We start from the raw sequence: 25,873 nt of genomic DNA, 5'->3' as shown, positions 1-25,873 counted from the left end.
AGCTTATTGATTGCAGCAAGGGTTTGATAAATAATTGCTGGATTTTATTTGACGTGAATCGGGCTTAAATCGGTTTGAGCGGGACCATTCGTAACCGTTCCGTCACAAGAAAAACGGGAACCGTGACAGGGACAATCAAAAGATTTTTCGTCATTGTTCCATTGTACAACACATCCTAAATGCGGACATACTGCAGAAAAAGCACGAAGACTATTATCATAATCGCGATAAACAGCAATTTTTTTCAATCCTGATGAAAGGATTCCGCCATCTCCAGGCTCTAAATCTGATGTATTTTTTAAGTCTGATGCTGAAATCCAGTCCAGATACTGTGATGCCATATTTCCGGCTTCTTTTGCAAAGTCAACAGCCGTTTTTAAAGTTATTCTTGACGGACTGTATAAATCTTCCCATTCATTTTTTATACCCATAATAGTATCGCTAATAATCATAGCGCCAATCGTGGCATGAGTCATTCCGTTTCCTGAATCTCCCGTAATGATGTAGATATTATCATCACCGGGATTTTTGCCCATAAAGCCCAAAGAATCTACCGGTTCCATAACCTGACCGGACCATTTATAACTGATTTCTTCAAGCATGGGAAAATAATTTCTTGTCCAGGATTCCAGTCTGTCATAACGTTCTACTTCAGCGATTCCTTCTTCATCTGCCTGACCTGTTTTATGATCTTCTCCACCGGAAATTAATAAATCATATTCATCGTCAAAGCTTTCCAGTCTCACATAATGGTACGGTTGTGAAACCCATTTTGAATCTGCATCTCCCGTATCCCACCAAAGCGAATATGGCAATTGACCTTTTGCAATTTTACCCGCAATAACATACGTTCTGTAAGCCGCTTGTTTTGTGTGCATGGTAAAAGTATCATTGACAGGCGTATTTGTAGCGACAACAATATGGTTTGCAGTGAAAGTAAAACCGTTTACATTTGCGCCTTCTTTAGTGATGTTTTCTGCTCTGGCTTCGGTGAAAATTGTACCTCCAAGATTCACTATTTCTTCGGCTAAGGCTTTTAAATAATGTAAAATATGAAATTGCGCCTGATTGTAAAAAGCGAGTGAATTAATGTTTTCTCCACCAGATAGGCTAGGCGTGTGATTTAAAATTCCAGTATTAAGCCCGGCATTTTGTGTGGCTTCAAACTCCTTTTGTAAATTCTTTTCTTCATCACTTGGATGAAGAAATAAATAACCATTGACTCTCTTAAACGAACAATCAATTTGCAAATCTGATACATTTTTTTCGATTGCATTAATTGCAGCTGTATGGCTTTCTGCGGCTAATTTTGCGGCATCTTTCCCAAAGGTTTCTTCCAGAAAATAATAACGATCGTCAAGCGCTGCGGTCAAATGCGCCGTTGTTCGTCCGGTTTCGCCGCTGCCTATAAAACCATCTTCTGCAAGAACTACTTTTTTTCCGGCTTTGACTAAATTATAAGCTGTGGTAAGTCCGGCAATTCCTCCACCAATTATTAGAACATCAGTTTGAATATCCGTTTCGGGTTTTTCAAAAGCGATCATAGATGTAGAGTCGATCCAGAAAGATACATTTTCGCCTGATGTAATATTGCTGCTGTTGAATTTATCGTGTAATGGTGCCATCTTTTTTGTTTTTTAGTTACTCTGTCTCTTAGAATCAGGACAGGATTACTTCAAAAATATAAAATCATATTGCCGAAATATTACAGGATATCTTACAGGTTTTATATCATTCCTAGCTTTTTTTCTTAAAAATAATCTAATATAAATATCTTATAATGAGTTGTTTGTTGATTTTGTGTAGCATGTGTTATTTAAGAGTTTTTATAATTGATATAATATAAAAAAAGCAATTGAATCTTATAAAATATGACAAAGCCTATGTTTTAATTTAGTATAAACAAAACAGCTTTTTAATGTGTGAAAAAGTGAAATGATCTGCAGATAAAATTCAGATTATTTTTAAAAAAAACAGCGAAAAAGAAAATTTACTAACCAATAATACGATAATATGATGTTTAAGAAAGGACAAAATGTACAACAGGAATTTGGTAACCAAATAATGAAAGTAATAGGATTTGAGCCGGAATTAATAGAAAATGTGGTTACGCAATGGGAAGATGAAGAAGGAACAATTGTGACAGGAAAATTCATGGAATCGCAACTTGTGCCAGCCGAATAATAATCAAAAAAAGGACAAAATGAAAACTCCAGAATCACAGACGCCTTCCTTTTATGCGTATCAGGAAAAAGATATCGACACCATTTTTGAAAAAATGGACAGTAATGCTAAAAGTAAGCTTTTATATCAATTGCCTACAGGAGGAGGGAAAACTGTAGTGTTTTCAGAAATTGCCAGACGATTTATAAAACAATATGGAAAAACGGTTGTGATATTAACGCATCGCAAAGAGTTATGTAAACAAACATCGACTGTTTTAAGAAGAATTGGTGTTCAAAACTGCATGATAACCAGTAAAACGGGTAATTTTAAACCAGATTGTGATTGTTATGTTGCGATGGTGGAAACCCTTCGAAACAGGATAAAATCAAAAAAGATAAAACCTCATGATGTTGGTCTTGTAATTATTGATGAGGCGCATCACAATTCGTTTAGGAAATTAATGGGCAGTTTTAAAAAGGCGAGAATAATAGGAGTGACGGCCACGCCATTTAGTTCTGATATTGCTAAACCAATGAAACAACATTATGATACGCTGATTACGGGCGAAAGTATTGCTGCATTAATTAGCGAAGGCTTTTTGGCTAAGCCAAAATCTTTTGTTCATGAAGTAGAACTCAATACGCTAAAAACCGGAATTCACGGGGATTATACCGTAAGTTCGTCAAATGAATTATACAGTACTCCGGCTATGCAGGAATTATTGTTGAAAACGTATCAGGAAAATGCATTAGGAAAAAAGACCTTGATATTTAATAATGGTATTGCAACATCTCAAAAAGTGTATGAAACTTTTCAGGAAGCGGGAATTAATATCAGGCACTTGGACAATAAAACGCCTGATGATGAACGAAAAGCAATTTTAAAATGGTTCAAAAAAACGAAAGATGCCGTATTGACATCAGTTTCTATTTTAACCACAGGATTTGATGAACCTACCGTTCAGCATGTTATTTTAAACAGAGCGACTACATCAATTACTTTATATCACCAAATGATTGGCCGCGGTGCGAGACAACTCCCGTCAAAAAAGACTTTTGGAATCACTGACCTGGGTAATAATATTCAGCGTTTTGGAGCTTGGGAAGCACCGCTGGACTGGCAAAATATTTTTGAAAATCCGGAATCTTTTGCGAAAGAACTTCATTATAATGCAACCGGAAATTCGGCAGTACAATCACATGGTATGTCTGCGGAATTACGTGGACAATTTCCTAATACGCTTGAAATGACTTTTGATATTGAAGGCGGATATCAGGAAGCGGTTGATACCGATAAAAAACCAAAAACAGTAATTCAGCAATCGATCAGGCAACATGCAAAAATGTGCATGGAAAATTCTGAAACGCTTTCAAACGCTATTGCACTTGCCGAAGCTTTACAGCCGGAAATTGAATGGAGGGTAAAACAATATGTGAAATGTCTGGAGAATGCCAGTAAAAATTACAAGAACTGGCTTATGGAAGATTATCAAAACCGATTGAAAGGTTTAATTATAAAGTTATATCCAAAATTACATTCTGCGTAAGCGAAAATTTACTGAAGTTATTTCCTAAATATCTTCAGTTTACATACATAAAAAAGGCTTTTAGAGATATAATTAATCTAAAAGCCTTTTTTATTTAATCAAATTATTTAGTAAAAGTTTAATCAAACACATAGTCCCGATAGCTATCGGGAGCTATCGGGACTATGTGTTAAAAATAATTATACCTAACGGATTAATGTCCTGATTCAAGATAAAGCTGTAAGTTTTTGATATCGTCATTTACTACTTTTTCGAAATAAGGATTCAGCAATTTTGCCGCTCCTTCGCCCGCTAATCCTAGTGGTGCGCGGTATGAAATCGTTACTTCGATTTCGGTTTTATTTCCCTGAGCTTTAAAAAGTACTTTTCCGAAGTTTTTAACGGTAGCATCAGGAAGTGATTGCCAGCTTAAAAGTTTTTCTTTTTGATCTTTTATAATTTCAGCGTTCCATGTAAGTTTTCCAATTCCTGCCGGGCCTTTTGCTGTCCATTCTGATTTAGTTTCGCTAATTGTTTTAACGGATTCTAAGTGGTTCATGAATTTTGGAAGATTTTCCAGATTACGCCAGAACGCATAAACTTCGCTTATAGGTTTATTGATCACCACGTTTGTTCTAATGTTTACATTTGATGGTTTGTCATTTTTTAAATGATCAACTGCACTGTAAACCGGACAATATCCGCTAATTCCTCTTGCAAGCATTGCACCGCCTGAGCCTATTTTTGCAATACTTTTATTTTCTTGTGTAAGTCCTTTGTATAAAAGATATGATCCGCTGGTGATCATTAATATTCGTTCCAGTGTTGAAACGTTACCCATGCTTTTTGATGCAGATTTAGTTCCCATGTGTTTAAATTTTAATTATTTATTTTGTGTTAAAGCAACTCTATTTGCTGTTTATTAGTCTACCGCAAAATTTTCAGATTCGCTGTAATCTTCGTCAAATTTTTCTTCAGGAGTTTCAGTTTGGCTGGATTGATTATCTCCGTTATTTCTTAAATTTTCATCTTCATCTTTTTCATCTTGATTTGAATCCGAATCTTCATTTTGATTTAAGAATTGACTTTCCTGCTGATTATTTTCGTCTCCAAAGTTTTCATATTGAGATTGTTGTTCTTCAATTTTACTTTCTTCGGTAAAATCACTATCATATTGATCGTAATTTTTGTAGTTATCTGTTATCATATGACTTTATTTAAATTATTATTTGATAACCAATTCTCTTTTAATTTTTGGCTACATTCAAAATTAGAAACTATGAATAATTTAATTTTATAGAATTTTAATTAAGAGTTCTTTAATTATCAGTGTTTTAAAGAATTCGAGAAAAAGCAATCTAATTAAGATTTAAAAAACAGGAGGGAAGAGATTTAAAAATATAGAAGTATTTATGTAGAATCGAAAAATAATAGCAACACAGTTGGAGTCACATTTCTAAAATTTAAAACTTAATTCAGAAATGTGATCATGCAAATTATAAAAGTTCATTTCAGCTTTTATAAATAATTAAATTGTTGAATATTTGCTATTCGTCTTTTTTCTTTAGAATTCGACCTCTGGGTTCGTCGCCTTCATGAAGTACAATATCAGAATGCAGGAATTGTGCGGCATCTGCGGAATCTTTTACTTTTACAGCACTTCGTTGTAGCATTTCTGCTTCAAACTCAGTTAAAACACTTTGTCTTATTCCGGCTTTTCTCCATTGTGATAAAGGTCTGCATTCTTTTACGATTTCTCTGGCAAGTGCTAGCGCATCCAGTAAAGCCTGATTTGCGCCTTGCCCTTTAAACGGACTCATTGGGTGCGCGGCATCACCTATAAGAGTTATTTGTTTTCCTTTTTCTAATACATCTGAACTTAATAATTCCCGATCGTAAACGGGATATCCCGAAATTTTATTTTCCTGAGTTGCCGCTAAAATTTGAGGAATTGGATTGTGCCATTGCGTTCGTCGGCAAGCTTCCTCTTTAAGTGCTTTTTGTCCAAGAGCGCTTAAAGCTTTGGCTTCATCTTCAGGCATTGGAAAACTAAGCTGCCACATTACAGAGTCTGATGTATAAGGCATTATGTAGATGCGTTCGTTGCCATTTGCGGTTTGAAACACGGTTGCCGAATCTAATAAGGAACTATCAATATACTGGAGATCTTTCAGTGGACAAATCCCTAATATCACAATACAATCGAGGTAACGTAATGGCGTAATAGCATCGCCAATAAGTAATTTCCTGACAGAGCTGCGAATTCCATCTGCTCCAACAACAAGATCAGCTTTGGCGTTTTTTATTTTTCCCCCTACCAGAAAACTCAGATTTACATTGTCTTCAGATTCATTAAAATCGATTAACTGATGTCCCCATTTTATTTTATTTTCTCCGCCAAGTTGTTGTAATAAAGCCAAACGCAACGCTTGTCTCGAAATATGAACATTGGTGCGTTTTGGTGCTGTTTTTTCATCAGATGGAATCCATTTTCTGATTCCCCACTCGCCAATTACTTTTCCTTCTGTAGTATGAACTAAATGTCTGGTTGAAATTACGCCTTCTTTTAAAGTGAAAATACCCAATCCTTCAATCGCTTTACTCGCCTGTTGCAAAGTAAGTCCGTAGCCTTGAGAACGGGCATCAAAATTAGTATCACGTTCATAAATGGTAAAAGGGATTCCGCGATGCAAACAAGCTACAGCCAAAGCAACACCCCCAATTCCGCCACCAATAATAGCAACGTGTGGAAAATTTTCTGTGTCTGGTATTGGAAAATTGTCAGATGGAATCAATCCTGAACCTGAACAATTTAAGCATACATTTAAATGTGCTTTTGGACGAATTGGCGCTTTTCCTTCGCCGGTTTTTTCAAATTGATCGAGTGCTAATTGATATTGAAGCCGCACTTTCTTGCTGAGCCTTTGACTTTTTTTGCCACGTCCCTGACATTCCGTACAAATAGTCCAGCTTGCTTTTTCATTTTCCAATTTTATCACTTTCTCTTGATTTAAGAAGTGCAAATTTAAGACAAAAGTTCCAAAAATAGTATTATCTGAGATTTGTTATGGATTTAATAATTGAGCTTTTGAAAGCAATACTTTAATACTATTTAAAACAAGCTCAGGTTCTTCAAGCTGAATAAAATGTCCTGATTTTACGGTCGTGATTTGAGTAAAATCAGTTACTCCGGTTTTAAGGGATTCCTTTGAGTCAAACCATAATTGTCTGTCTGCTGTATTATGTTCCGCATCAATTTTCATACTTGTTACAGCAATAACCGGAACATTGGGTAAATTAGGCAATGTTGCCATATAATTATAATCGGAAATTAATTGAAGTGTTTCCTGTGCGATGCCGGAATTTGCACCATACGTTTTTTTATAACTATTATAAAATGTATCGACTTGATTTTGTGTGAGATGATTGTACTTTTCATGTGATGCATCAATAAATAATAAACCGCACACTTTTTCAGGATTTTTTATGGCATAATCCCTAATAATCATGCCGCCTAATGAATGACCAACAAGAATTACTTTTCTTCCGTTTGAGAAATTGTCGATGACTTTTTCAAGTTCGGCTGTTAATCTATTGATGTTTCTGGGTTCCGTATTAAATTCTGATTTTCCGTAACCGGCTCTATCGTATAATAATACATCAGAATTTAATGTATTGGATATTGTCAAAATCTCTGATGATTTTCCGGTGCTGTACCACGATGTATGATCGTTTCCATGACCTGATTCAAAAACTACTAAATATTTTGAATTTTTTAATACAGAGTATGTCATCAATTTGTGGGTTCCTAAATCTACTATTGTTCCGGGATATTCATCAGCCGTTTTTTTAGTATCATCTGAACAGGAAATAATTGAAAAAGTAATAATTAATAATAAGAATTTAATTATTTGATTTACGGGTTTAGAAATTTGATTTAAAATCATCGATAGCATTTTATTTTTTTAATAATATTAGGTACAAATATTAGTATTATAAATCATGCTAAAGTTCTGATTTATGAATCCGAACTTATTTTAAATCACTAGAAATCAAAATTTTAATTTTAGAATAAAATCTTAATATCGGGACTTTATGTTTAACTGAACTTTTATTAGTTACAACCAACGGGTTAATCATTTTGTATTGAAGCCATTAATGCTTTTTTAAATTCAGATGGTGTTTGATTGGTGCTTTTTTTGAAAGTGGTATTAAAAACGGTTTTAGAATTAAAACCAACTTCAAAGGCAATTCCCATTAAGCTTAAATGTTCCATTTTAGGATCCTGAATCATTTTTTTGGCTTCTTCAATTCGGTATCTATTAATGAACTGGTAGAAATTTTCACTAAAGCCTTTATTTATGATGTAGGAAATTAAATGTGACGAAATATCTAACTGAGAAGCGAGTTTGAACAAACTTAATTCAGGATCTAAAAAAGGCTTTTTTTCCTTCATTAATTGAAGCAGATTAGATTTCATTTTTTGCAAATCATCATCAGAAAGTAATTTTTTCTGATTTCCTCCAAAACCTGAACTTTCAATAATGGTTTCAATAGCTGTTTTTTCCTGATTATTTATCGGAACAAATTCTTTTTGTTTTAAGGCATAATAGGCAATGTAAAAAATTCCCGTCAGATAAACCAAACTGGCAAAATTGTCAAAATAAATATTGTTTTTTGCGAATTTAAAAATGTTATCAAGTAACCAAAGTGCCGTTATTATCAATACACAAATTACAACTTGACTGAGCCATTTCAGGTTTATTGATTCTATATTTGAGGAATAGGTAAACAATTTTTTTTGGTAAATATTAATTTCTTTGTAAGCCATAAGACAATATAAAATGACCTGAAAACTAAAAACAAAATTAAATGCGGTGATGAATATTTGAGCATTTTCTTTATCTGTACTTGTCGGTTCTTTTGCATCAATAAGGAGTGAAAGCAATAACAGAAATAACATTATAAAGGCGGGTACAAAATGAAGATTATCGGTGAAACGCCATTTCCTGTTTGGTTGAACAAAATAGGCGACACTCAAATAAAAAATAGGAGCTACAATAAAATCGGTTATTCCAAGAAAATCATTTGTAAAAGTTCTGGTTTTCATGAAATCCGTTTTCTCTAATAAATCATTAAACTGTATGATGAAAACACACAAAATAAATGCACCAAACCATTTATTAACCTTCTTATCAACCTGATTTATATTTGCAAAGATTAAAAATGCAAGCAGTAAGGTTGTTCCTGCAACAAAAAAGCTGATGATTTGATCCATTAAAAAACAAAATTTTAAATCTATATTTTAATTTATTTTGATGATGATAAAATTACTAAATATATATTCATAAACCCGTTGGGTGCAATTAAGTTAAAAATACAAACATTATAAATTAGAACGCGGAGAAAACAGATTTGCTTTTCAAAAACGCAGATTTTCGAAGATTTTTATATGGAATTTAAAAAATATCCGTTTAAATCCGTGTCTTCGTGATAATGAATCCGTCAAATCCGCGCGAAATACATGTTTTTTTTAATTTCACCCAGCTGGTATATTCATAAGTCATTTTCTTTGTAAAATTGTTCTTGAAGATGATTTGTTCCAAATAAAAAAACCGCCTCAAATTTGAGACGGTTTCTATTATTGTAATTCTTATTTATGATGTAAGAAGGGCAGGATTAGTTACCAAAAGTATATCTAAGAGTAAATTGCGCTTGCCAAACATCAAATGTTGATGAGTTTTTTTGGTAAGTATTTTTAATCAAATATCTTGTTCCATCAGGATCTGTTTGTGTAGCAATTTGATAAATTGGCACGTTACCAGCTGAAGCAGAAGAGAATGCTAATACGTTTGGATTAGTAGCTCTTTGTGAAATTCCCCAATCTTTATTAAGCATGTTTGTAAAGTTCAGGATATCAGCTCTAAATTGAAAACTGTTCTTTTTACCTTTGATTTTGATATATATATCCTGAGTAACAGATAAATCTAATCTGTGTAACATTGGTAAAGTAGACTCATTTCTTTGAACGTATTGCCCTCTTCTTGTACGAAGATATTTATCCTGATCAATATAAGCATCAAATGCAGCTCTTTGTTCATCTTGTGTATAAATTTTTGTAGTTACCGGGCCACCTACAGGAGAACTTACTACTGTAAGAGGAGCAAAGGTAAGATCTGATGCCTTATTTGGTACAAAAAGTAAATCATTACCATTAACTCTGTCTCCATTCATATCTCCACTATAAGAGTAAGTAAATGGACTTGCTTGTTCTCCAATATAACCTAAGTTGATAGAAGTTGCACCTCCAAGAGCTTTACCATATTCAATTCTGTAACCAATAACTCCAACTAAACGATTTGGTGTATTGTTGTTTGAATTAGAAACTTCAAGATTGTTATTTCCGTTTACAGATCTTGCACTTGTCCATGAACCTGAAGCAACTGATCCCGGAGACATTAAGTCTGTAGCGTTAGAGTGTGTATAGGCGAATGATCCCCAAAGACCTTTTTGGTAAGGATATTCTAATTTAAAAGTTGTAGAATAAAAATATCCTGCGTCAGTATTTGCTAAAACAATACCGTTTGAAACGTTATCATTTACACGTGTTCCGGCATCATTACGGGAATATCTTGGTCTGTTATCAGCTCCTGCGAAAGTTCCAACAGGACCATCAAAGTTAGCATTGTAGTAATTGATAGCATTGATGTTCTTTTGAAGTATTCCTTCAGCAGTAAATGAAAATCCAAAAGGAAGTTTTTGGTCAACTGCCATTGTAGTTTTCCAAACCTGAGGAGATTTGAATTTTTTCTCATTAAATGACAAGTCAAAAGTTGACGGAGCTGTTGGTGTAGCCGGAGTAAAATATTGTGCCGGATTTGGTGTAAAACCGTATCCTCCTGCAACTAAAGCAGCACCACTAACATCTACAACACCTGTAAGTACACCATTGTTTCCAATTTGATTTGATAAATAAACACCTGGAGATCTACCAGTGAATATTCCTGAACCTCCACGAACAATTGTTGAAGAATTTCCGTTTAAATCAAGGTTGAAACCAACTCTTGGTTCAAATAAAATCGCTGCATCCGGCATTGTACCAGTGTTGAATTTTTGTCCATCAGCAAAAGTCATAGCTGTAACTGTAGGATTTTCTAATGCTGTATCAGCATACCAGATTCTTGAAGCTCTTAAACCAACAGTTAATTTAAATCTGTCGCTTAATTTCATTTCGTCCTGAGCATATAAATCTAATTTGTTAGATTCTAATATTTGCATTGGTTCAGCACCTCCTGGTAAAGCAGAATATTTGTACTGGAAACGAGCAGGTGAAGTAAGTGTTACACTTGATGGAGCTCCACCATTTGCTGCTGACTGATTTGCAGCAGTATAAAAATCAGCTAAAGAGTTAAAAACGTAAACTCCGTTTGAACCTGAGAAGAATAAGTTGCTTGATTTGAAATATTCAAAATTCGCACCAAATACTAAAGAGTGTTTTCCGATAGTTTTAGTCAAGTTATCAGTAAAGTGTAGCGTAGAGTAAGAAAGTTTGTTTCCTTGAGTAAAAGGATCTAAACCAACTGAAATATAAGTTGCAGCACCTTGTTTGATATCAATTGTAGGGAATAAACCACCACCAATTAAACCTCTGTCTTCAATTTGTTTGTCATAACCTGCAATGAAGTTATTGTACCATGAATTGCTTAATTTACTGTTTAATTCTAATACAATAGATCTTGTGTTATCTAAAATCGTGTATCCACTATTTTGAAAAGACATTGCTAATCCGCTGTTTGTTCTATTACCAAAACCTAATGAGTTTGAGTTTGAAGTTAACTGATCAGATGATGAATCGTGATATACGTAACGAGCTGTAAGCTTATGGTTATCGTTGATATTCCAGTCAATTCTAGCTAAGAATTTTTTTGATTCTTTTGATGAATCATAGTTTTCCCATGGACCTGTAGTGTAACCAAATTTCTCCTGCATGAAGTTAGAAAGAGTCTGCATTTCCGTATAAGTAGGAAGTGAGTTCTGACCGCTTGGATTAGGAGAACCTGTAGAAGTAAAGTTCGTAGCAGGACTTGTATTGTCAATAGTTTCAAAGTTACCGAAGAAGAATAATTTATCTTTGATAATTGGTGCTCCAAAACGGGCTCCTAATATTTTTTCTTCAAATTTACCTGGTTTGATTGTTACATCACCAGCATGTGTACCAATAAAATCTTTTTTATTGCTTCTTGTAGAAGTATAAACAGATCCTTCAAATTCATTTGTTCCACTTCTTGTTACAGCGTTGATACCTGATCCTAAAAATCCGGATTGACGAATATCATAAGGAGCAATATTTACCTGTAATTGTTCGATTGCATCTAATGAAATTGCAGTAGAACCAGTTCTACCTCCGGCTTGTGAATCTGATCCAAGACCAAATCCGTTATTAAATACAGAACCGTCAATTGTAAAGTTGTTTAATCTTGAATCCTGACCACCAAATGTTCCGTTGGCACCAGCATTGGCATTATATTTTGTAACAGAGTTAATTGAACGAGCTCCTAAAACAGGAACTGCAACAATCTCTCTATTTGAAAACTGTTGCGAAGCACCAGTTCTTCCTTTATTGAAATTCCCTTTTGATTTTGTTGAAACTACAACTTCCTGTAGCGCATTTTGTTCTTCATCAATCTTAACGTTTACAGTTAAGTTGTTTCCTAAACCAACATTAATGTCGGTAATTTCAGTTGTTTTGTAACCTATGTAAGTTACTTTAACTGTATACGGTCCACCAGGTCTTAAACCCTGAACAGCGTATCCTCCGTCAAAATCTGTAGTAGAAAAGTATTTTGTTCCAGTTGGCTTGTGAACTATTTCAACAGTTGCTCCCGGAAGCGCTTCTCCTTTACTTGCTCTAACAGTTCCTGACATTGCCGAACTCGTAACTTGAGCATGACCTAAGGCTGATAGAAAGACAATCATAATAAAAATAATTTTCTTCATTTTTAGTGTTATTGGTTTATTGTTTTTGGCAAAATTATAACAAATTAACTGTATAATGTTAACACAACATTAACAAAATGTATTATTGTTGGGATTAAAATGATTTTATCTATTTCAATATGAGTTTTTTGAATTTATTACTTTTTTCATTGACTTAAAATGCTAATAATGCGGATAATGCAAGAAAATGTAAAATAAAATTTTTACTCATTTTACTTTCTTTTAAATTAAAAAAACGATTAAGCTTATAAAAAGCATTTTATAACAGGTGATTTTTGTATGCTTTATCCTGCTTAATATTCGTAATTAATATTTTACAGTTAAAAACAGAACTTATTTCGACTTAATTATAGGAGTAAAAAATTTTAGCTTTTAAAGAGATTAAGCCCACAAACATTATAAAATAGATAGCTGTTTTTCATTTGGTATATATTAAGTATCTACAGGAATTTTTATTTTCGTCAGTTTATTTCTTCTTATAATTGTTGTAAAGGACTATATGCGTTGATGAAGCGGGAATAACTGCTTAATTATTGTCAATAGTTATAAAATATGAGCTGCTTATCTCTCTTTTTATTACTAAACAAATAGCTTATTTTTGTTTGGCAGTAGCATTTTAGCACTTCTTCACACCTTTAACCATTAAAAAATACCAGTATTAAATGATTGTTTTTATTTATCAAATTGTAACAAAACCATTAACGTCAAAGCTAATTGTTAATGAAGTTTGTCCGGAATGCGGCAAAAAAGATGACATAGAATTAACCTTGTATATGAGGTACATTGCAATGGGAATCCCTATTTTAGGAATGGGCAGAAAAACAGGTGCTGTTTGTACCAACTGCGGTAATGTTATTAAAAAAATAGATACTTCGATATTTTCAAAAAGAAAATATTCTGATAATGTTGCTGTGGCTATAAAGGATATCCGAAAGCATAAAAGAACCTTATGGCAACTACTTTATCCCTGGTCATTGTGTTTTGTTTTACCTATTATAGTTTTACTATTTATGGGAATAAGCTCCATCAATAAAAGTAATACCAAAGAAAAAGCCAAAGAATATGCTGAGCTATTGATGCATCCTCAGGCAGGAGATATTTACAAAGCAACCTGGTTTGAAAATGGTATTTCTGATGGTGTGCTGGTGAAATTACTTCGTATTAATGGTGATACCTTATATGTAGTTAAAAGCAAAGTAAAAATCCCAATGAGTTTTTCTAAGGATGAATGGGATAAACTTTCATCAGAAGCTGGCGCATTTGAAAGTAAGGAATATAAAGTAAAGACATTTTCGATATTACAAAAGACCAATTATGGTGATATATTTATGTATAATAAGGATAAAAATAATAAAGAATATCCAATATATTTAGGTCAGGTACTCAACAGCAAATGTGAAATGAACCTGGATTTTGAAACGATAGAACGTAAAAAATAAACGGAGTATTTATTTTAAACCAATTTTTTTAGATAGAATATCGGAATAATTTTAAGAAACAATGAAAGAAGAAACAAGTCCGTTTAAAACCATGCAATTTAGTGGAGTCACTTTTCAAGTTATAAATAGAGATCAGGCTCATGAAATTATTAGAGATCTGACTGATTTCAATGACGAAAAAATATATGATGTCTTTGAAAACACTTGGCGTTTTCCAGATTTTCAGGACAATCCTTGTTTTTTAATGGCAGAAGATGATGTGCATACGGACACATTTTTGATGGATTATAATACTGAAGAATATCCCGATGTCTTTATTTTAGGATTTATCTTTAAAAGAAACCTAACTGTTCAAAAAGTAATTAGTTCATACGACACGGATAATTCACCTGCATTAATTGTAATTGGTAAAATTACCGCTCCTAATATTACCTTATTTGGGAACGTACATTATATAGGTAACGGTTTGCAATGTGATTCCCTTATAGGAAATTACAATCATGGTGAACTTTTTGTAAAAGGCCAAACCAGCGCAACCCTTGTTTATAGTGACGATATGCCAATGCATTTTGAAAATTTCATTACTGTTAAGGCACTTATCAGCAAACAGCGTCCTGAAATATCGATTTTATATAAAGTTTCTGATAAGGAAGGTACTAATAAAACGTTAGAAAATTTCATGCCTTCAAGTCATAAATTATCTGATATAGTAAAAGACGGTTATATTGAATATTCATCTGATTATAATAAAGATGTATTTAATAGTAACTATTACGAGGATTTTATGGCGGGAGTTTCTCTTATTGATACCAATAAAAAAGAGCAATATGAATATGCTCATTTTTGTACTCAATTTATAAAGATGATTTCTTTTTTATCAAATACAGAAAATGTAAAAAAGGATGGTTTTTTATTTATTGAAGATGATAACTGTAAATATTCATTTCAATCTTTTACACACGAAGAAAAGCTTTACAGCGAAATAAATCAGGAATTAGTAAATTTTGATCTTAGAATGCGTGCGTTATTTTGCATCGATACAGACGAAATTACAGTTGTATTGGAATATCTTGCAGAAGACGGAAATCCAAAATATCAGTTTTATGAAAGTGAAAAAGCTGCCGGAGTAGTTTTTTGTGCAGTAAAATACGCCGTTTTTGAAACTTTTGAGATTCTTAAGGCGAGTCTTATTTCTGATAATAATAGCGAAAACAGTAATACAAACGGACACGGTTTAAACCTGATTGATTTGAAAAAAGTTATTGATTCTCAAATCGTGCAAAATAGTGAAACCGACGGTATTAATTTTGAAATAGGAAATGCTGAAATTTCTATTAATAAAATTGCAATAGATTCTGATGGTAATGAAACAGGCAATAGTATTTATGTTTCTCATCCTGATTATACGTTGTTTTTTAAAATTATTGATGATTCACCTTTTGTCTTATATCTGGAAAAAGAAACAGATGAATTTAGACACATAAAGATAGATAGTCCTATTGATGTCGTCGAATTTTATAAGGAAATATGGAAAAAAATTGTAAACGAAGTTGAAGGATTTGATGAAGATATTGCTAACAGATTAACTTTTGAAGAGTTTATAACTCAGTTTGGTAATCATGAAATACCGGCTGATTTGAAAAAATTGTATGAGATTGAACATATATATGGTGCAGAAAATTTATCAGAATGTTTCTCTTTGAATTCAATAGATAAAACGGGTTTAAAATCGTATTCTGATGATGAAGCTTTTTACAATAGTTTTATCGAATTCGCATCTGCAAACGGAAGCGGAAGTACTTATGCCTATTGGTTGATTGATAATGATTTAAATAAATGTCCAATAGTAGTTTTTGGAGATGAAGGGGGAGTTTATATAGTAGCAGAAAACACGCAGCAACTAATTCATTTACTTACTTTAGGCACAGAGATTAGTGTTGATTATGATGAAGTAAGTTTTTATGATTTAGATGAAGATCAAGAACCGCTTTATAGAAATGAATATCTGGAATGGGTTAAAAGAAATTTTGATCTGGAACCTATTTCACAAAAAAAATCAATAAAAATTTTAACAGATGCCAAACAGAAATATCAAAAGCAACTAAATGAATTTCTGGCAAAATTTAGCATTGAAACTGATGACGAAACTGAAGTAGTGGTGACAGCAAAAGAGAAATCAGATAAATATGCTTTTCAAAAAATTGAAGGAGAAAAGATAACGTTTAAGGATTTTAATTTTAAACTCGCCATAATACAGATTTTGATGTATGAAAAAGAATTAATTACTCCAAAGTTTGATCTTTATGAGTTTATTGATTTATATGACAAACGAGATATTGATATAGAGAAGGAAGGTTACGATTTTATTCCGGAAGTAACAGCCTATTTTGAGAATTTAGAAATTGATTTAAAGTTTGCAGAACAAATTACAGAAATTATTCAGGATGGCGGTGACGATATTTATGGAGAATTATACCGCTTTTGGGACGGAGAAGATGATGTATTTAATATAAAATCATCAGACGACTTTGTCAATTTTAAGAATATTACAAAAGTAGAATTGTTTTATGATGAAGATGAGACTTTGGCAAATGAATTAAGAAATAGGGGAATTCATGTAGAAAATTAAAATCATAGCCTGATCAATAATATGCAAAAAAACGAATGAAAAATACAATCAAAATTTTCTTAATAGTATTTTTAATACATACATTTTGTAAGGCACAGCAAATGGTTCAAACGCCAATTGATATTTATAAATTAAAAGCAAACGAGCAGCAATTTCTCAATAAACCTTTAAAAGATGTACTAAAAGAAATAAAACCTGAAATAAAACTTGTGACAGGTACGCGGGACTATCCATCTTATTTTTGTTTTCGATTTATAAGTAGAGAACAACTCCTCAAAACGCCATTAGATGGAACTACGATAGGATTATATGTATATGTAGAAGGACTTCTGGATTGGTATTTTGACCAAAGACCTAAGGACAAAGGATATGAATGGACAAATGAAGATGTTGAAAAATATGGAAATCTTACTGTAATACGCATTAAAGCGTTTGGGAAAAACTAAAAAAACGATAATTATTGTAATTTTTAAATCATTTTGTAATGGAGGATTTTTAGAGCAAAATTCCAATAAATATCGGACTTCATGCACTTGAAGGTTCCCGATAATTTGGATTTTTTTTTTGAAAAATAAATTTTTTTTAAGGAAATGTGTTTATTTTGAGAATTGTACTAGTAAATAGACTACATTTATACTCTATAAATAATTATAATATGCAAGAAGGTACAGTAAAATTCTTCAATGAAGAAAAAGGTTTTGGTTTTATTACACCAAAAAACGGTGGAAGTGAAATTTTTGTTCACGTTTCAGGTTTATCTGAAAATATCCGTGAAAATGATGAAGTACGTTACGACATAGCTGAAGGTAAAAAAGGACCAAACGCTGTAAACGTAGTAGTAGCTTAAGATACTGATGTGAGTTGATCTATTTAAGATTGACCATTTTACATAAGTAAGGTAAAACCAGTGAAGTTTATTCACTGGTTTTTTTTGTGTCTAAAAATCAATTCTAGATTATAGTTTATAATCTAGAATTAACTGCTTCAATTATTCCTTTTCAAGAAATTGTCTTAAAACATATTGCAATATTCCATCATTTCGATAGTATTCAATTTCTATTTTAGAATCCAGTCTGGCAATAACATTGAAGCTGATTTTTTCGCCATTCTCTTTTACAGCTGTCATTAATAACTCTTTTAAAGGTTTAATATCTTGTGCAATTCCGGATATTGCAAAAGTTTCCTTTCCTGTAAGTCCCAGACTTAACGCATTTTCTCCATCTTTATATTGTAAAGGCAATACACCCATACCTACTAAATTGCTTCGGTGAATTCGTTCATAGCTTTCAGCAAGTACAGCTTTTACGCCTAATAAAAAAGTTCCCTTTGCAGCCCAGTCTCTTGATGATCCGCTGCCATATTCTTTTCCGGCAAGAATAACTAAAGGAGTTTTATCGCCTTTGTATTTTACAGATGCATCGTATACGCTCATTTCTTCACCTGTAGGAAGATATTTTGTGTAACCGCCTTCTTTATCTGCTAAAGCATTTTTAATACGAACATTAGCAAAAGTCCCTCTTATCATAACCTCGTCATGTCCACGACGGGAACCGTAGGAGTTAAAATCGAGTTTTTGTACATCACGGCTTACCAGATATTTACCTGCAGCAGAGTTTTCATTGAAAGATCCAGCAGGCGAAATATGGTCTGTAGTAATACTGTCTCCAAGAACTAATAAAGTTCGGGCATTTTCGATGTCTTGTAACGGCTTTGGGTTTTCGGGAAGATCTTTAAAAAAAGGCGCTTCTTTAATATAAGTTGAATTTTCATTCCAGGCATAAATTTTTTCTTCTGGTATTTTTAAATTTTGCCAGGTTTCATTACCGTCAAATATAGTTTCATAGCTTTTTGCAAACTGTTTAGGCGATAATACGGCACTTAATACTTCGTTGATTTCATCATTACTAGGCCAGATATCTTTTAAATAAACCGGCAATTGATTCGAGTCATAACTTAAAGGTTCATTAATTAAGTCTATATCAACTCTTCCTGCAAGGGCAAAAGCTACGACAAGCATTGGCGACATTAAAAAATTCATCTTAATTTGAGGATGAATTCTTGCTTCAAAATTTCTGTTACCTGATAAAACAGATGCCAGAACAAGATCATGATCTTCAACTGCTTTGGCGATATGAGCAGGCAAAGGACCTGAGTTACCAATACATGAAGTACAACCGTAACCCACAACATGAAATTTTAAAGCTTCAAGATCGCCCAGTAAATCTGCTTTTGTTAAATAATCCGTAACTACTTTTGAACCTGGAGCAAGTGAAGTTTTTACCCAGGGTTTCACATTCAGACCTCTTTCTCTTGCTTTTTTAGCAACAAGTCCGGCACCAATCATAACATACGGATTTGATGTATTGGTACAGGATGTAATCGCTGCGATTGCAACCGCTCCATCTGAAAGCATAAATTGTTCGTTCCCCAAAGTTACCGCAACAGTTTTGATCCCATTTTCTATTTTTTCCTCAATTTTTGCATTATCAGGAATTACAGCTTCCCCTTTTATAGGTTGTGAACCACCTTCACCGGACCAGCGTGCAACTTGTTTAGGAGGAAAATTTTTTCGACCAAAAGTTTTATCCAGCATGTCCATAAGTGATGGCTGAAGATTTTTAAGCAAAATTTTATCCTGCGGTCTTTTTGGTCCTGCAATAGTAGGTTCTATAGTAGACAAATCAAGTTCAAGGATATCAGTATAAGTAATTGTTTCATCTCCTGTTCTCCATAATAAATTTGCTTTGCAATACTGTTCAACCAGATCAATCTGTTCTTCAGAACGATTGCTGAGACGCATGTATTCTAAGGTTTTTTCATCGATAGGGAAGTAGGTTACAGTACAGCCAAATTCAGGTGACATATTACCAATAGTGGCACGATCAGGAACGCTAAGACTATCAAGTCCGGGACCAAATACTTCTACAAATTTACCCACAACCCCATATTTTCTTAGCAATTCGGCAATTGTAAGTACCATATCTGTTGCGGTGGATCCAAGTGGAATTTCACCGGAAAGTTTAAGTCCGATTACTTCAGGCATAATAAAATAAATTGGCTGTCCTAATATAGCGGCTTCAGCTTCAATTCCTCCAACGCCCCATGCTATAACGCCAATTCCATTTACCATCGGTGTATGGCTGTCGGTTCCTACTAAAGTATCGGGGAAAATTTCACCATTTCTTTCAATTACACCTTTTGATAAATATTCCAGATTCACCTGATGGCAGATTCCCATTCCAGGTGGTACTACACTAAAATTACTAAACGATTGTTGTGCCCATTTTAAAAATTCGTAACGCTCTGAATTGCGTTTATATTCTTCCTCCATATTTCTCAGATAAGAATATTCGGTTCCAAAATAATCAACCTGTACAGAGTGATCTATAACTAAATCTACCGGAATAAGTGGGTTTATCATATCTGGATTTTTACCTCTTCTTGCAGCTTCAGCCCGCAAAGATGCAATATCGACTACAGCAGGAACTCCTGTAAAATCCTGCATCAGGACACGTGCCGGTTTAAAAGGAATATCTTTGTCCGATGCCTCTGGTTTCCAGTTTAGAAGAGTTTCTATGTTTTCTTTGGTAATAGCAAAATCATCATAATTACGTAATACATTTTCTAAAAGAATACGAATAGAGAAAGGCATTTTCTTGATATTAAAACCCTGATTTTCCATTTCAGCCAGACTGTAATATGAAAATGTTCTGTTTTTTGTAGTTAACAGTCTTTTAATTTGGTAGATATCGTTTTGCATAATTAACAATGTTTAGTTTAAATAATAATAGGTGATGATGTCTGCAGTTGACCCACAGATATTGAAATAATTTTAGTGATCGTTTTTTGACTGAGCTTGCAATTATTTTTCAAAAATCCTGCCATCCAATTAAGTTTCAGATTTTCAGTTAATTATGATTCTTGTAATTTTTATTATTTCGATATATCACTAATTTACAAATTTCTTCGTGAATAGTATCAAAAGGAACAGTGCCTTAACACAATTTTATCTTCTGTTATTTACATGAAAACTCTTAGTTAATGAAAACTTTCATTTATATTATTTCAAATAGGAATAATTACATAAAGATAAGTTTTTTATATATACTTAATTAATTGGTTTAAAAAGTGTTATCTAATCTAAAATTAGTACACAGCATTGCATCAGAAACAATCTATAATACTCTAACAAAAATTGCGAAGAAACATTAGATGAAATAGCTAATCTTCAAATGTATTATTAGATTGCTTTAAACGGTAACTATAAAAATCTAAAAGTATCTTCATCTTTATATCTTTTTATTTATCATTTTTTTTAAAGAAATTAATGCACAATTGTTTTTTGACGCGTGTTCTTTCATTTTAATTTTAATGGTCTTTAAATCTCTCTATAAATTCATAAGCAAAGTACTGTTATGAAAAAACTCACAAATTTTAATTAATGAGGATTGATAATGAGTAATGATTGTGTTTTTTTTTAAATGAGCACTGAAAATTTGCAACTTTTTTTTATTTTTATAGTATTACATACCAGTAGTTGTTGTTTTACACAGCTCAAAAGACAAGCGCATTTAGAAAATTTTCATTGCTGAAAATGAAAATCAAAGTGCTTGATCATTAAAGAAATTACGTTAAAGTATAGTAATATTAGATAACTAAAAGTAAAAGCATTTTGTGCTTTTTTGGACATATATACGCAGTAAATGGAGCACATAGAAAATAAAGACCTCTTTCAAACCGTTTTTAACTCTTCCTCAAATGGCATCGCCGTAATGCAATCTCTTTATAATGATAAGGGAGAGATAGAAGATTTCCTAATATTGTTGTTAAATGCCTACACCTTTAAATGGATTGGTGATATAGATTATAAAGGTAAGCGATACAGTGAAATTTTCCCCAAAGTAAAAGAAACCGGTATTCTTGAAAAATTTATTGAGATAGTACAAAGTGGCATTACTCAAACCTTTGAGCAGTCTTATAGCGGCGAAGAAATGAAATACTGGTTTCGTTTCACAGTCGTTAAACATGATGACTTAATCGTAGTGACGACAGATGATATAACGGAAAGAAAACAATCAGAGATAAATTTGAACGATGCGCTCGCTAGTGCGCAGAGACAAAAAAGACTCCATGATTCCATTACCAACAATACGCCCGATCTTGTTTATGTATTTAGCTTAAACTACAAATTTATTTATGCCAATAAAGCATTGCTAACAATGTGGGGCAAAACAGAAGAAGATGCAATTGGTCGTGGTCTTCGTGAAAATGGTTATGAGGAATGGCATGCACTAATGCACGAGAGGGAAATTGACGAGGTAGTGGCTGAAAAAAGAGCGGTTAGGGGAACAGTATCTTTTCCGCATGCCGAATTAGGAAGCAGGATTTATGATTATATTCTTGTACCGGTTTTTAATGAGCAAGGTGAAGTAGAAGCCATAGCAGGAACAACCCGTGATATTACCGATATAAAACGTGCCGAAGAACTATTGCAGCAAAGTGAGACCCGTTTTAGAAATATGATCGAACAGGCGCCTATTGCTATATTACTTTCCAGAGGTGAAGATGTTATTATAGAAAGTATTAATAAGCCCATGCTGGAGTTTATGAATAAAAAATCTCCGGAAGACGCCATTGGTAAAAAAATGACTGAAAGCTTGCCGGAACTTATAGGACAAAAGGCACTACAAACGGTTATTGAGGTTCAAAAAACTGGGATTCCTTTTAGAGGTGATGACCAGCCGGTGGATTTAATTATTGATGGAAAGGTGGAACGCCGTTACTTTAATTTTTCGTATGACCGTATTAATGAATCAACAGGCAGTTCAACCGTTTTGCACATGGCTATTGACGTAACAGAACAACTGGCTTCACGAAGAAAAATTGAAGATAGCGAAAAACGTTTCCGTTCTTTAATTGAAGAAGCCCCTGTGGGTACTTGCCTTTATGTAGGGCCTGATATGCGCATTGAAATTGCGAATAAAATTATTATGGACCATTGGGGTCGAGGTCCTGAAGTACTGGGTAAAAATATGATTGACGTTTTCCCTGAAGCAGTAAATCAGCCCTTTCCTGATATTTTAAAAGAGGTTTACAGAACAGGAAAGCAGTACGATCAAAAAGGAGCCAGGACAGATATCATGATTAATGGTAAACTGAGAACATTTTACTTCGATTTTACCTATAAGCCCTTATTGGATGATAATGGTAATGTATATGCTATTTTAGATGTTGTCATAGATGTTACTGCTCAAATTAAAGCAAAACGGCTTCTGGAAGAAAATCAGGAATTTATTCGTAAAATATTTTACAATTCTCCCGTTGCCAATTTAGTGTTAGTAGGTAAGGATATGATATTGCGGGAGGCAAACGAAAAAATGTTCGAAATTTTTGGGCGTGAGGCTTCCATTTTAGGAAAGCCAATTGTTGAAACGATTCCAGAATTAAAGAATACAGACTTATTTAAAAAATACAGTACTGTCTTAGAAACAGGTGAAATTTATGAAGTTTTTGCCCAACGTATTGAACTCATAAAAAACGAAGTATCTTATTTTGGGTATTATAATTATACTTATAAACCGCTACTTGATGACCATAATAAACCATACGGTGTGATCTGTATAGTGATGGAAGTAACGGATCAGGTTTATGCCATGCAAAAACAGCAAGAAGCAGAAGCAGGACTTCGCGACGCTGTAGAATTAGCGCAGTTAGGAACCTGGAGTATTGATGTCGCGACTAACGGACTTACATATTCTGATCGTCTTATTGAGTGGTTTGGATATGATCCTGCGAATAAGGACTATAACGGAGTAATTCCTATTCTGGACGATAAGGATCAGGCAAGGGTTGCTAATGCCGTTGCCTGGGCGCTCAATCCTGAATCTGGCGGAGTTTACAATGAAATATATACGGTAATTCACCCCGTGACTGGTGATAAGCGAATACTTCACGCGCAAGGAAAAACGGTATTTGATGTAGCTGGAAACCCAATTAGAATGGATGGAACAGCTCAGGATGTAACCGTACAGCAGGAATTAAAAATTGCCTTAGAACAACAAGTTCGAATTCGTACTCAGGAACTCGCAGCAGCCAGCGATGAATTAGTACATACAAACAAGAATTTACAAGATTCTAATTTGCGATTACTTCAGTCTAATGAAGAACTGGCGCAATTTGCTTATATAGCTTCACATGACTTACAAGAACCACTCCGAAAGATTATTACTTTTTCGAATATGCTTGAAACAAGCCTCATCGAAAGTGAAACTGCAAATGCGCACAAATATATAGGTAGAATAATGCATTCATCAATGCGAATGCGAAGCCTTATAAGCGATATATTAGAATATTCAAAACTAGCTAAAAACGATGAACAGTTACAAGAAGTTAACTTAAATGAAATTTTAAAACATATCGTTTCGGATTATGATCTGCTTATTGAACAAAAAAATGCTAAAATTCATTGCGAAGTCTTGCCTTTTATAAAAGCTAATCCGGTACAGATGACACAATTGTTCAGAAATCTTATTGGTAATGCCTTAAAATTCACAAAAAAAGGAAGAGATCCAATTATTCATTTATCGGCTAAAGAAGCTGATTTTGATGATCTTCAAAAAATTCACGCGGGAAATAAGAACATTGAATACTGTAAAATTCAATTAAAAGATAATGGAATAGGATTTGAACCTGAATATTTTGAACGCATTTTTAATATTTTTCAACGCCTTCACAGTAAATCTGACTACGAAGGTACAGGTATAGGATTAGCGATGTGTAAAAAGATTGCCCAAAGTCATGGCGGAGATATTTTTGCAGAGAGTACATCTGGTGAAGGTGCAGTTTTTACAATTATAATTCCTGTAAACCCAAAAGCTTAAATTCCGCGGGGATCAAATTACTATGACTCCCGAAGGATTAGAGTTTAAAACAATCAGGTTAGATGACCTTCCTATATATAATCAGGATTTTGACGATAATAATGAAATGCCACAAGTGCGTATACAGCTTTTAGAGATGAGTTGGAAAAAGCTTGACGGATTTATTTTTATTACACCTCAATATAACAGATCTTCCGGCTGTGCTTAAAAATGCACTTGATGTTGGTTCGCGTCCTTATGGTAAAAGTGTTTGGGATGATAAGCCGGGAGCAATTTTCAGTAATTCTACGGTGCAGTAGGTGGTTTAGGAGATAATCATCATTTAAGACAAAGTTTAGTCTTTTTAAACATTCCGGTTATGCAACAGCCCGAAGTTTATCTTGCTAAAATTAATGAACTCTTTGATGAAAGCGGAACTATAAAAAAGGAGAAACAAAAGAATTTATTAAAAAAGCGGTAGATGCTTGTATAATATGGTTCAATCAAAATAAAAAATAAAATTCTGCTTTGCACAATTAAAATCTTAAAAGATAATTCTGATACAAAAAATTCTATAGCAAAATGAATTGATGTTTAAAGAGTAGTTGTCTTAGTGTTGAGACAGCTACTCTAATTTTTAATGATCTCCACAATGTGCTTGGGAATATCACATTCTGTTTTGTTAATTTTACTTTATAGTAGACACGGAACTTACCACTGTCGAAGCAAAAATCTATTCCGGCATAGCAAACTTTCATCAGAAGCAGGTAATACAACCAAAAAAAGTTATTTAGATCTTGTTAGTTAAAGCTAATGCCGTCGCTAAATATTACTATTAATTTAATAAAATAGCACTTGCTTAATACATCAATATTTGGGTAAGAATAACTATAATAAGAAAATTCTCTACTGTGTGTAAAAAAAATAAAATATAAATTTATTATTATCAGATTGTTAGCTAATTATTTTTATAAAAAATAAAAAAACTGCTGTAAAAAGTATTGTAAATCCGAAGAGAGTTGCTATCTTTGCACCCCGCAAAACAGGGAAAGTTCATTGAGAGATTGGTTAGGAAACGAGAAGAAAAGGAAAAGAAATTTTCCAAAAAAAACTTCAAAAATTCCTTGCCGTTTTAAATAATTTTTCTACTTTTGCACCCGCTTTGAGAAACAAGCGAAATTAAAGAAGACACGTTCGTAGACATATTGAATTGACAGCCGCTTTAACAGAGATGTTAGGGCAAAAGAATAAAGAGTAA

15 protein-coding genes and 1 pseudogene are annotated in these 25,873 nt (G+C 33.3%); 8 read left to right on the top strand and 8 right to left on the bottom strand.

The window, feature by feature from the left end:
* Positions 1 to 44 precede the first annotated feature (44 nt).
* The gene (locus KHA90_RS00080) at positions 45 to 1,625 is read right to left on the bottom strand and encodes an FAD-dependent oxidoreductase (protein WP_213293501.1); all 1,581 of its coding nucleotides are present in this window, start codon (positions 1,623 to 1,625) and stop codon (positions 45 to 47) included.
* 388 nt (positions 1,626 to 2,013) lie between these two features.
* Between KHA90_RS00080 and KHA90_RS00075 the strand changes: the two genes are divergently transcribed.
* Together KHA90_RS00075 and KHA90_RS00070 are read left to right on the top strand one after the other, a co-directional pair.
* Positions 2,014 to 2,184 carry a hypothetical protein gene (locus KHA90_RS00075; protein WP_213294378.1) on the top strand — a complete coding sequence of 57 codons (171 nt, stop codon included), beginning with the start codon at positions 2,014 to 2,016 and terminating at the stop codon, positions 2,182 to 2,184.
* 19 nt (positions 2,185 to 2,203) lie between these two features.
* Positions 2,204 to 3,712 (top strand): DEAD/DEAH box helicase, encoded by a 1,509-nt coding sequence (locus KHA90_RS00070; protein WP_213293499.1) that lies wholly within the window; start codon positions 2,204 to 2,206, stop codon positions 3,710 to 3,712.
* Between the two features lie 193 nt (positions 3,713 to 3,905).
* On the opposite strand, the gene KHA90_RS00065 is transcribed toward KHA90_RS00070, so the two are convergent.
* From KHA90_RS00065 to KHA90_RS00040, 6 genes are all read right to left on the bottom strand, one after another.
* Positions 3,906 to 4,559, bottom strand: a complete 654-nt coding sequence (locus KHA90_RS00065) for an SRPBCC family protein (RefSeq protein ID WP_213293496.1) — start codon at positions 4,557 to 4,559, stop codon at positions 3,906 to 3,908.
* 54 nt (positions 4,560 to 4,613) lie between these two features.
* Positions 4,614 to 4,898 (bottom strand): hypothetical protein, encoded by a 285-nt coding sequence (locus KHA90_RS00060; protein ID WP_213293494.1) that lies wholly within the window; start codon positions 4,896 to 4,898, stop codon positions 4,614 to 4,616.
* A gap of 340 nt (positions 4,899 to 5,238) precedes the next feature.
* Positions 5,239 to 6,690, bottom strand: a complete 1,452-nt coding sequence (locus KHA90_RS00055; RefSeq protein ID WP_213293492.1) for an FAD-dependent monooxygenase — start codon at positions 6,688 to 6,690, stop codon at positions 5,239 to 5,241.
* 66 nt (positions 6,691 to 6,756) lie between these two features.
* On the bottom strand, positions 6,757 to 7,638 hold the full coding sequence (locus tag KHA90_RS00050) for an alpha/beta fold hydrolase (protein WP_213293490.1): 882 nt from the start codon (positions 7,636 to 7,638) through the stop codon (positions 6,757 to 6,759).
* A gap of 185 nt (positions 7,639 to 7,823) precedes the next feature.
* On the bottom strand, positions 7,824 to 8,969 hold the full coding sequence (locus KHA90_RS00045; protein ID WP_213293489.1) for a helix-turn-helix domain-containing protein: 1,146 nt from the start codon (positions 8,967 to 8,969) through the stop codon (positions 7,824 to 7,826).
* 401 nt (positions 8,970 to 9,370) lie between these two features.
* Positions 9,371 to 12,688 (bottom strand): TonB-dependent receptor, encoded by a 3,318-nt coding sequence (locus KHA90_RS00040; protein WP_213293488.1) that lies wholly within the window; start codon positions 12,686 to 12,688, stop codon positions 9,371 to 9,373.
* 662 nt (positions 12,689 to 13,350) lie between these two features.
* On the opposite strand from KHA90_RS00040, the gene KHA90_RS00035 reads away from it, so the two are divergent.
* The 4 genes from KHA90_RS00035 (at position 13,351) to KHA90_RS00020 (ending at position 17,603) form a co-directional block, all read left to right on the top strand.
* Positions 13,351 to 14,127 carry a hypothetical protein gene (locus tag KHA90_RS00035; RefSeq protein WP_213293487.1) on the top strand — a complete coding sequence of 259 codons (777 nt, stop codon included), beginning with the start codon at positions 13,351 to 13,353 and terminating at the stop codon, positions 14,125 to 14,127.
* Between the two features lie 61 nt (positions 14,128 to 14,188).
* Complete coding sequence (locus tag KHA90_RS00030; protein ID WP_213293486.1) at positions 14,189 to 16,756, top strand: DUF6892 domain-containing protein; 2,568 nt, start codon at positions 14,189 to 14,191, stop codon at positions 16,754 to 16,756.
* Positions 16,757 to 16,791: 35 nt separating this feature from the next.
* Positions 16,792 to 17,202: a hypothetical protein gene (locus KHA90_RS00025; RefSeq protein WP_213293485.1), complete on the top strand. Its 411-nt coding sequence runs from the start codon at positions 16,792 to 16,794 to the stop codon at positions 17,200 to 17,202.
* A 209-nt stretch (positions 17,203 to 17,411) separates the two neighbouring features.
* Entirely contained in the window at positions 17,412 to 17,603 is a 192-nt protein-coding gene (locus tag KHA90_RS00020) for a cold-shock protein (RefSeq protein ID WP_072958530.1), read from the top strand.
* Positions 17,604 to 17,744: 141 nt separating this feature from the next.
* On the opposite strand, the gene acnA is transcribed toward KHA90_RS00020, so the two are convergent.
* Positions 17,745 to 20,516: an aconitate hydratase AcnA gene (gene acnA / locus KHA90_RS00015; RefSeq protein WP_213293484.1), complete on the bottom strand. Its 2,772-nt coding sequence runs from the start codon at positions 20,514 to 20,516 to the stop codon at positions 17,745 to 17,747.
* Between the two features lie 943 nt (positions 20,517 to 21,459).
* Between acnA and KHA90_RS00010 the strand changes: the two genes are divergently transcribed.
* Positions 21,460 to 24,636, top strand: a complete 3,177-nt coding sequence (locus KHA90_RS00010; protein ID WP_213293483.1) for a PAS domain-containing sensor histidine kinase — start codon at positions 21,460 to 21,462, stop codon at positions 24,634 to 24,636.
* 22 nt (positions 24,637 to 24,658) lie between these two features.
* A pseudogene (locus tag KHA90_RS00005) lies at positions 24,659 to 24,935 on the top strand (NAD(P)H-dependent oxidoreductase).
* Positions 24,936 to 25,873 lie beyond the last annotated feature (938 nt).

Origin of the sequence: Flavobacterium psychroterrae (assembly GCF_018380615.1) — a bacterium.
Taxonomy (GTDB): domain Bacteria; phylum Bacteroidota; class Bacteroidia; order Flavobacteriales; family Flavobacteriaceae; genus Flavobacterium; species Flavobacterium psychroterrae.
This window is presented reverse-complemented; position numbering and strand designations above follow the sequence as displayed.

Coding starts and splice junctions, on each gene's coding strand:
- KHA90_RS00030 (WP_213293486.1), top strand. CDS start 14,189: ATGAAAGAAGAAACAAGTCCGTTTAAAACCATGCAATTTAGTGGAGTC.
- KHA90_RS00080 (WP_213293501.1), bottom strand. CDS start 1,625: ATGGCACCATTACACGATAAATTCAACAGCAGCAATATTACATCAGGC.
- KHA90_RS00060 (WP_213293494.1), bottom strand. CDS start 4,898: ATGATAACAGATAACTACAAAAATTACGATCAATATGATAGTGATTTT.
- KHA90_RS00050 (WP_213293490.1), bottom strand. CDS start 7,638: ATGATTTTAAATCAAATTTCTAAACCCGTAAATCAAATAATTAAATTC.
- KHA90_RS00065 (WP_213293496.1), bottom strand. CDS start 4,559: ATGGGAACTAAATCTGCATCAAAAAGCATGGGTAACGTTTCAACACTG.
- KHA90_RS00010 (WP_213293483.1), top strand. CDS start 21,460: ATGGAGCACATAGAAAATAAAGACCTCTTTCAAACCGTTTTTAACTCT.
- KHA90_RS00075 (WP_213294378.1), top strand. CDS start 2,014: ATGATGTTTAAGAAAGGACAAAATGTACAACAGGAATTTGGTAACCAA.
- KHA90_RS00025 (WP_213293485.1), top strand. CDS start 16,792: ATGAAAAATACAATCAAAATTTTCTTAATAGTATTTTTAATACATACA.
- KHA90_RS00020 (WP_072958530.1), top strand. CDS start 17,412: ATGCAAGAAGGTACAGTAAAATTCTTCAATGAAGAAAAAGGTTTTGGT.
- KHA90_RS00040 (WP_213293488.1), bottom strand. CDS start 12,688: ATGAAGAAAATTATTTTTATTATGATTGTCTTTCTATCAGCCTTAGGT.
- acnA (WP_213293484.1), bottom strand. CDS start 20,516: ATGCAAAACGATATCTACCAAATTAAAAGACTGTTAACTACAAAAAAC.
- KHA90_RS00070 (WP_213293499.1), top strand. CDS start 2,204: ATGAAAACTCCAGAATCACAGACGCCTTCCTTTTATGCGTATCAGGAA.
- KHA90_RS00045 (WP_213293489.1), bottom strand. CDS start 8,969: ATGGATCAAATCATCAGCTTTTTTGTTGCAGGAACAACCTTACTGCTT.
- KHA90_RS00035 (WP_213293487.1), top strand. CDS start 13,351: ATGATTGTTTTTATTTATCAAATTGTAACAAAACCATTAACGTCAAAG.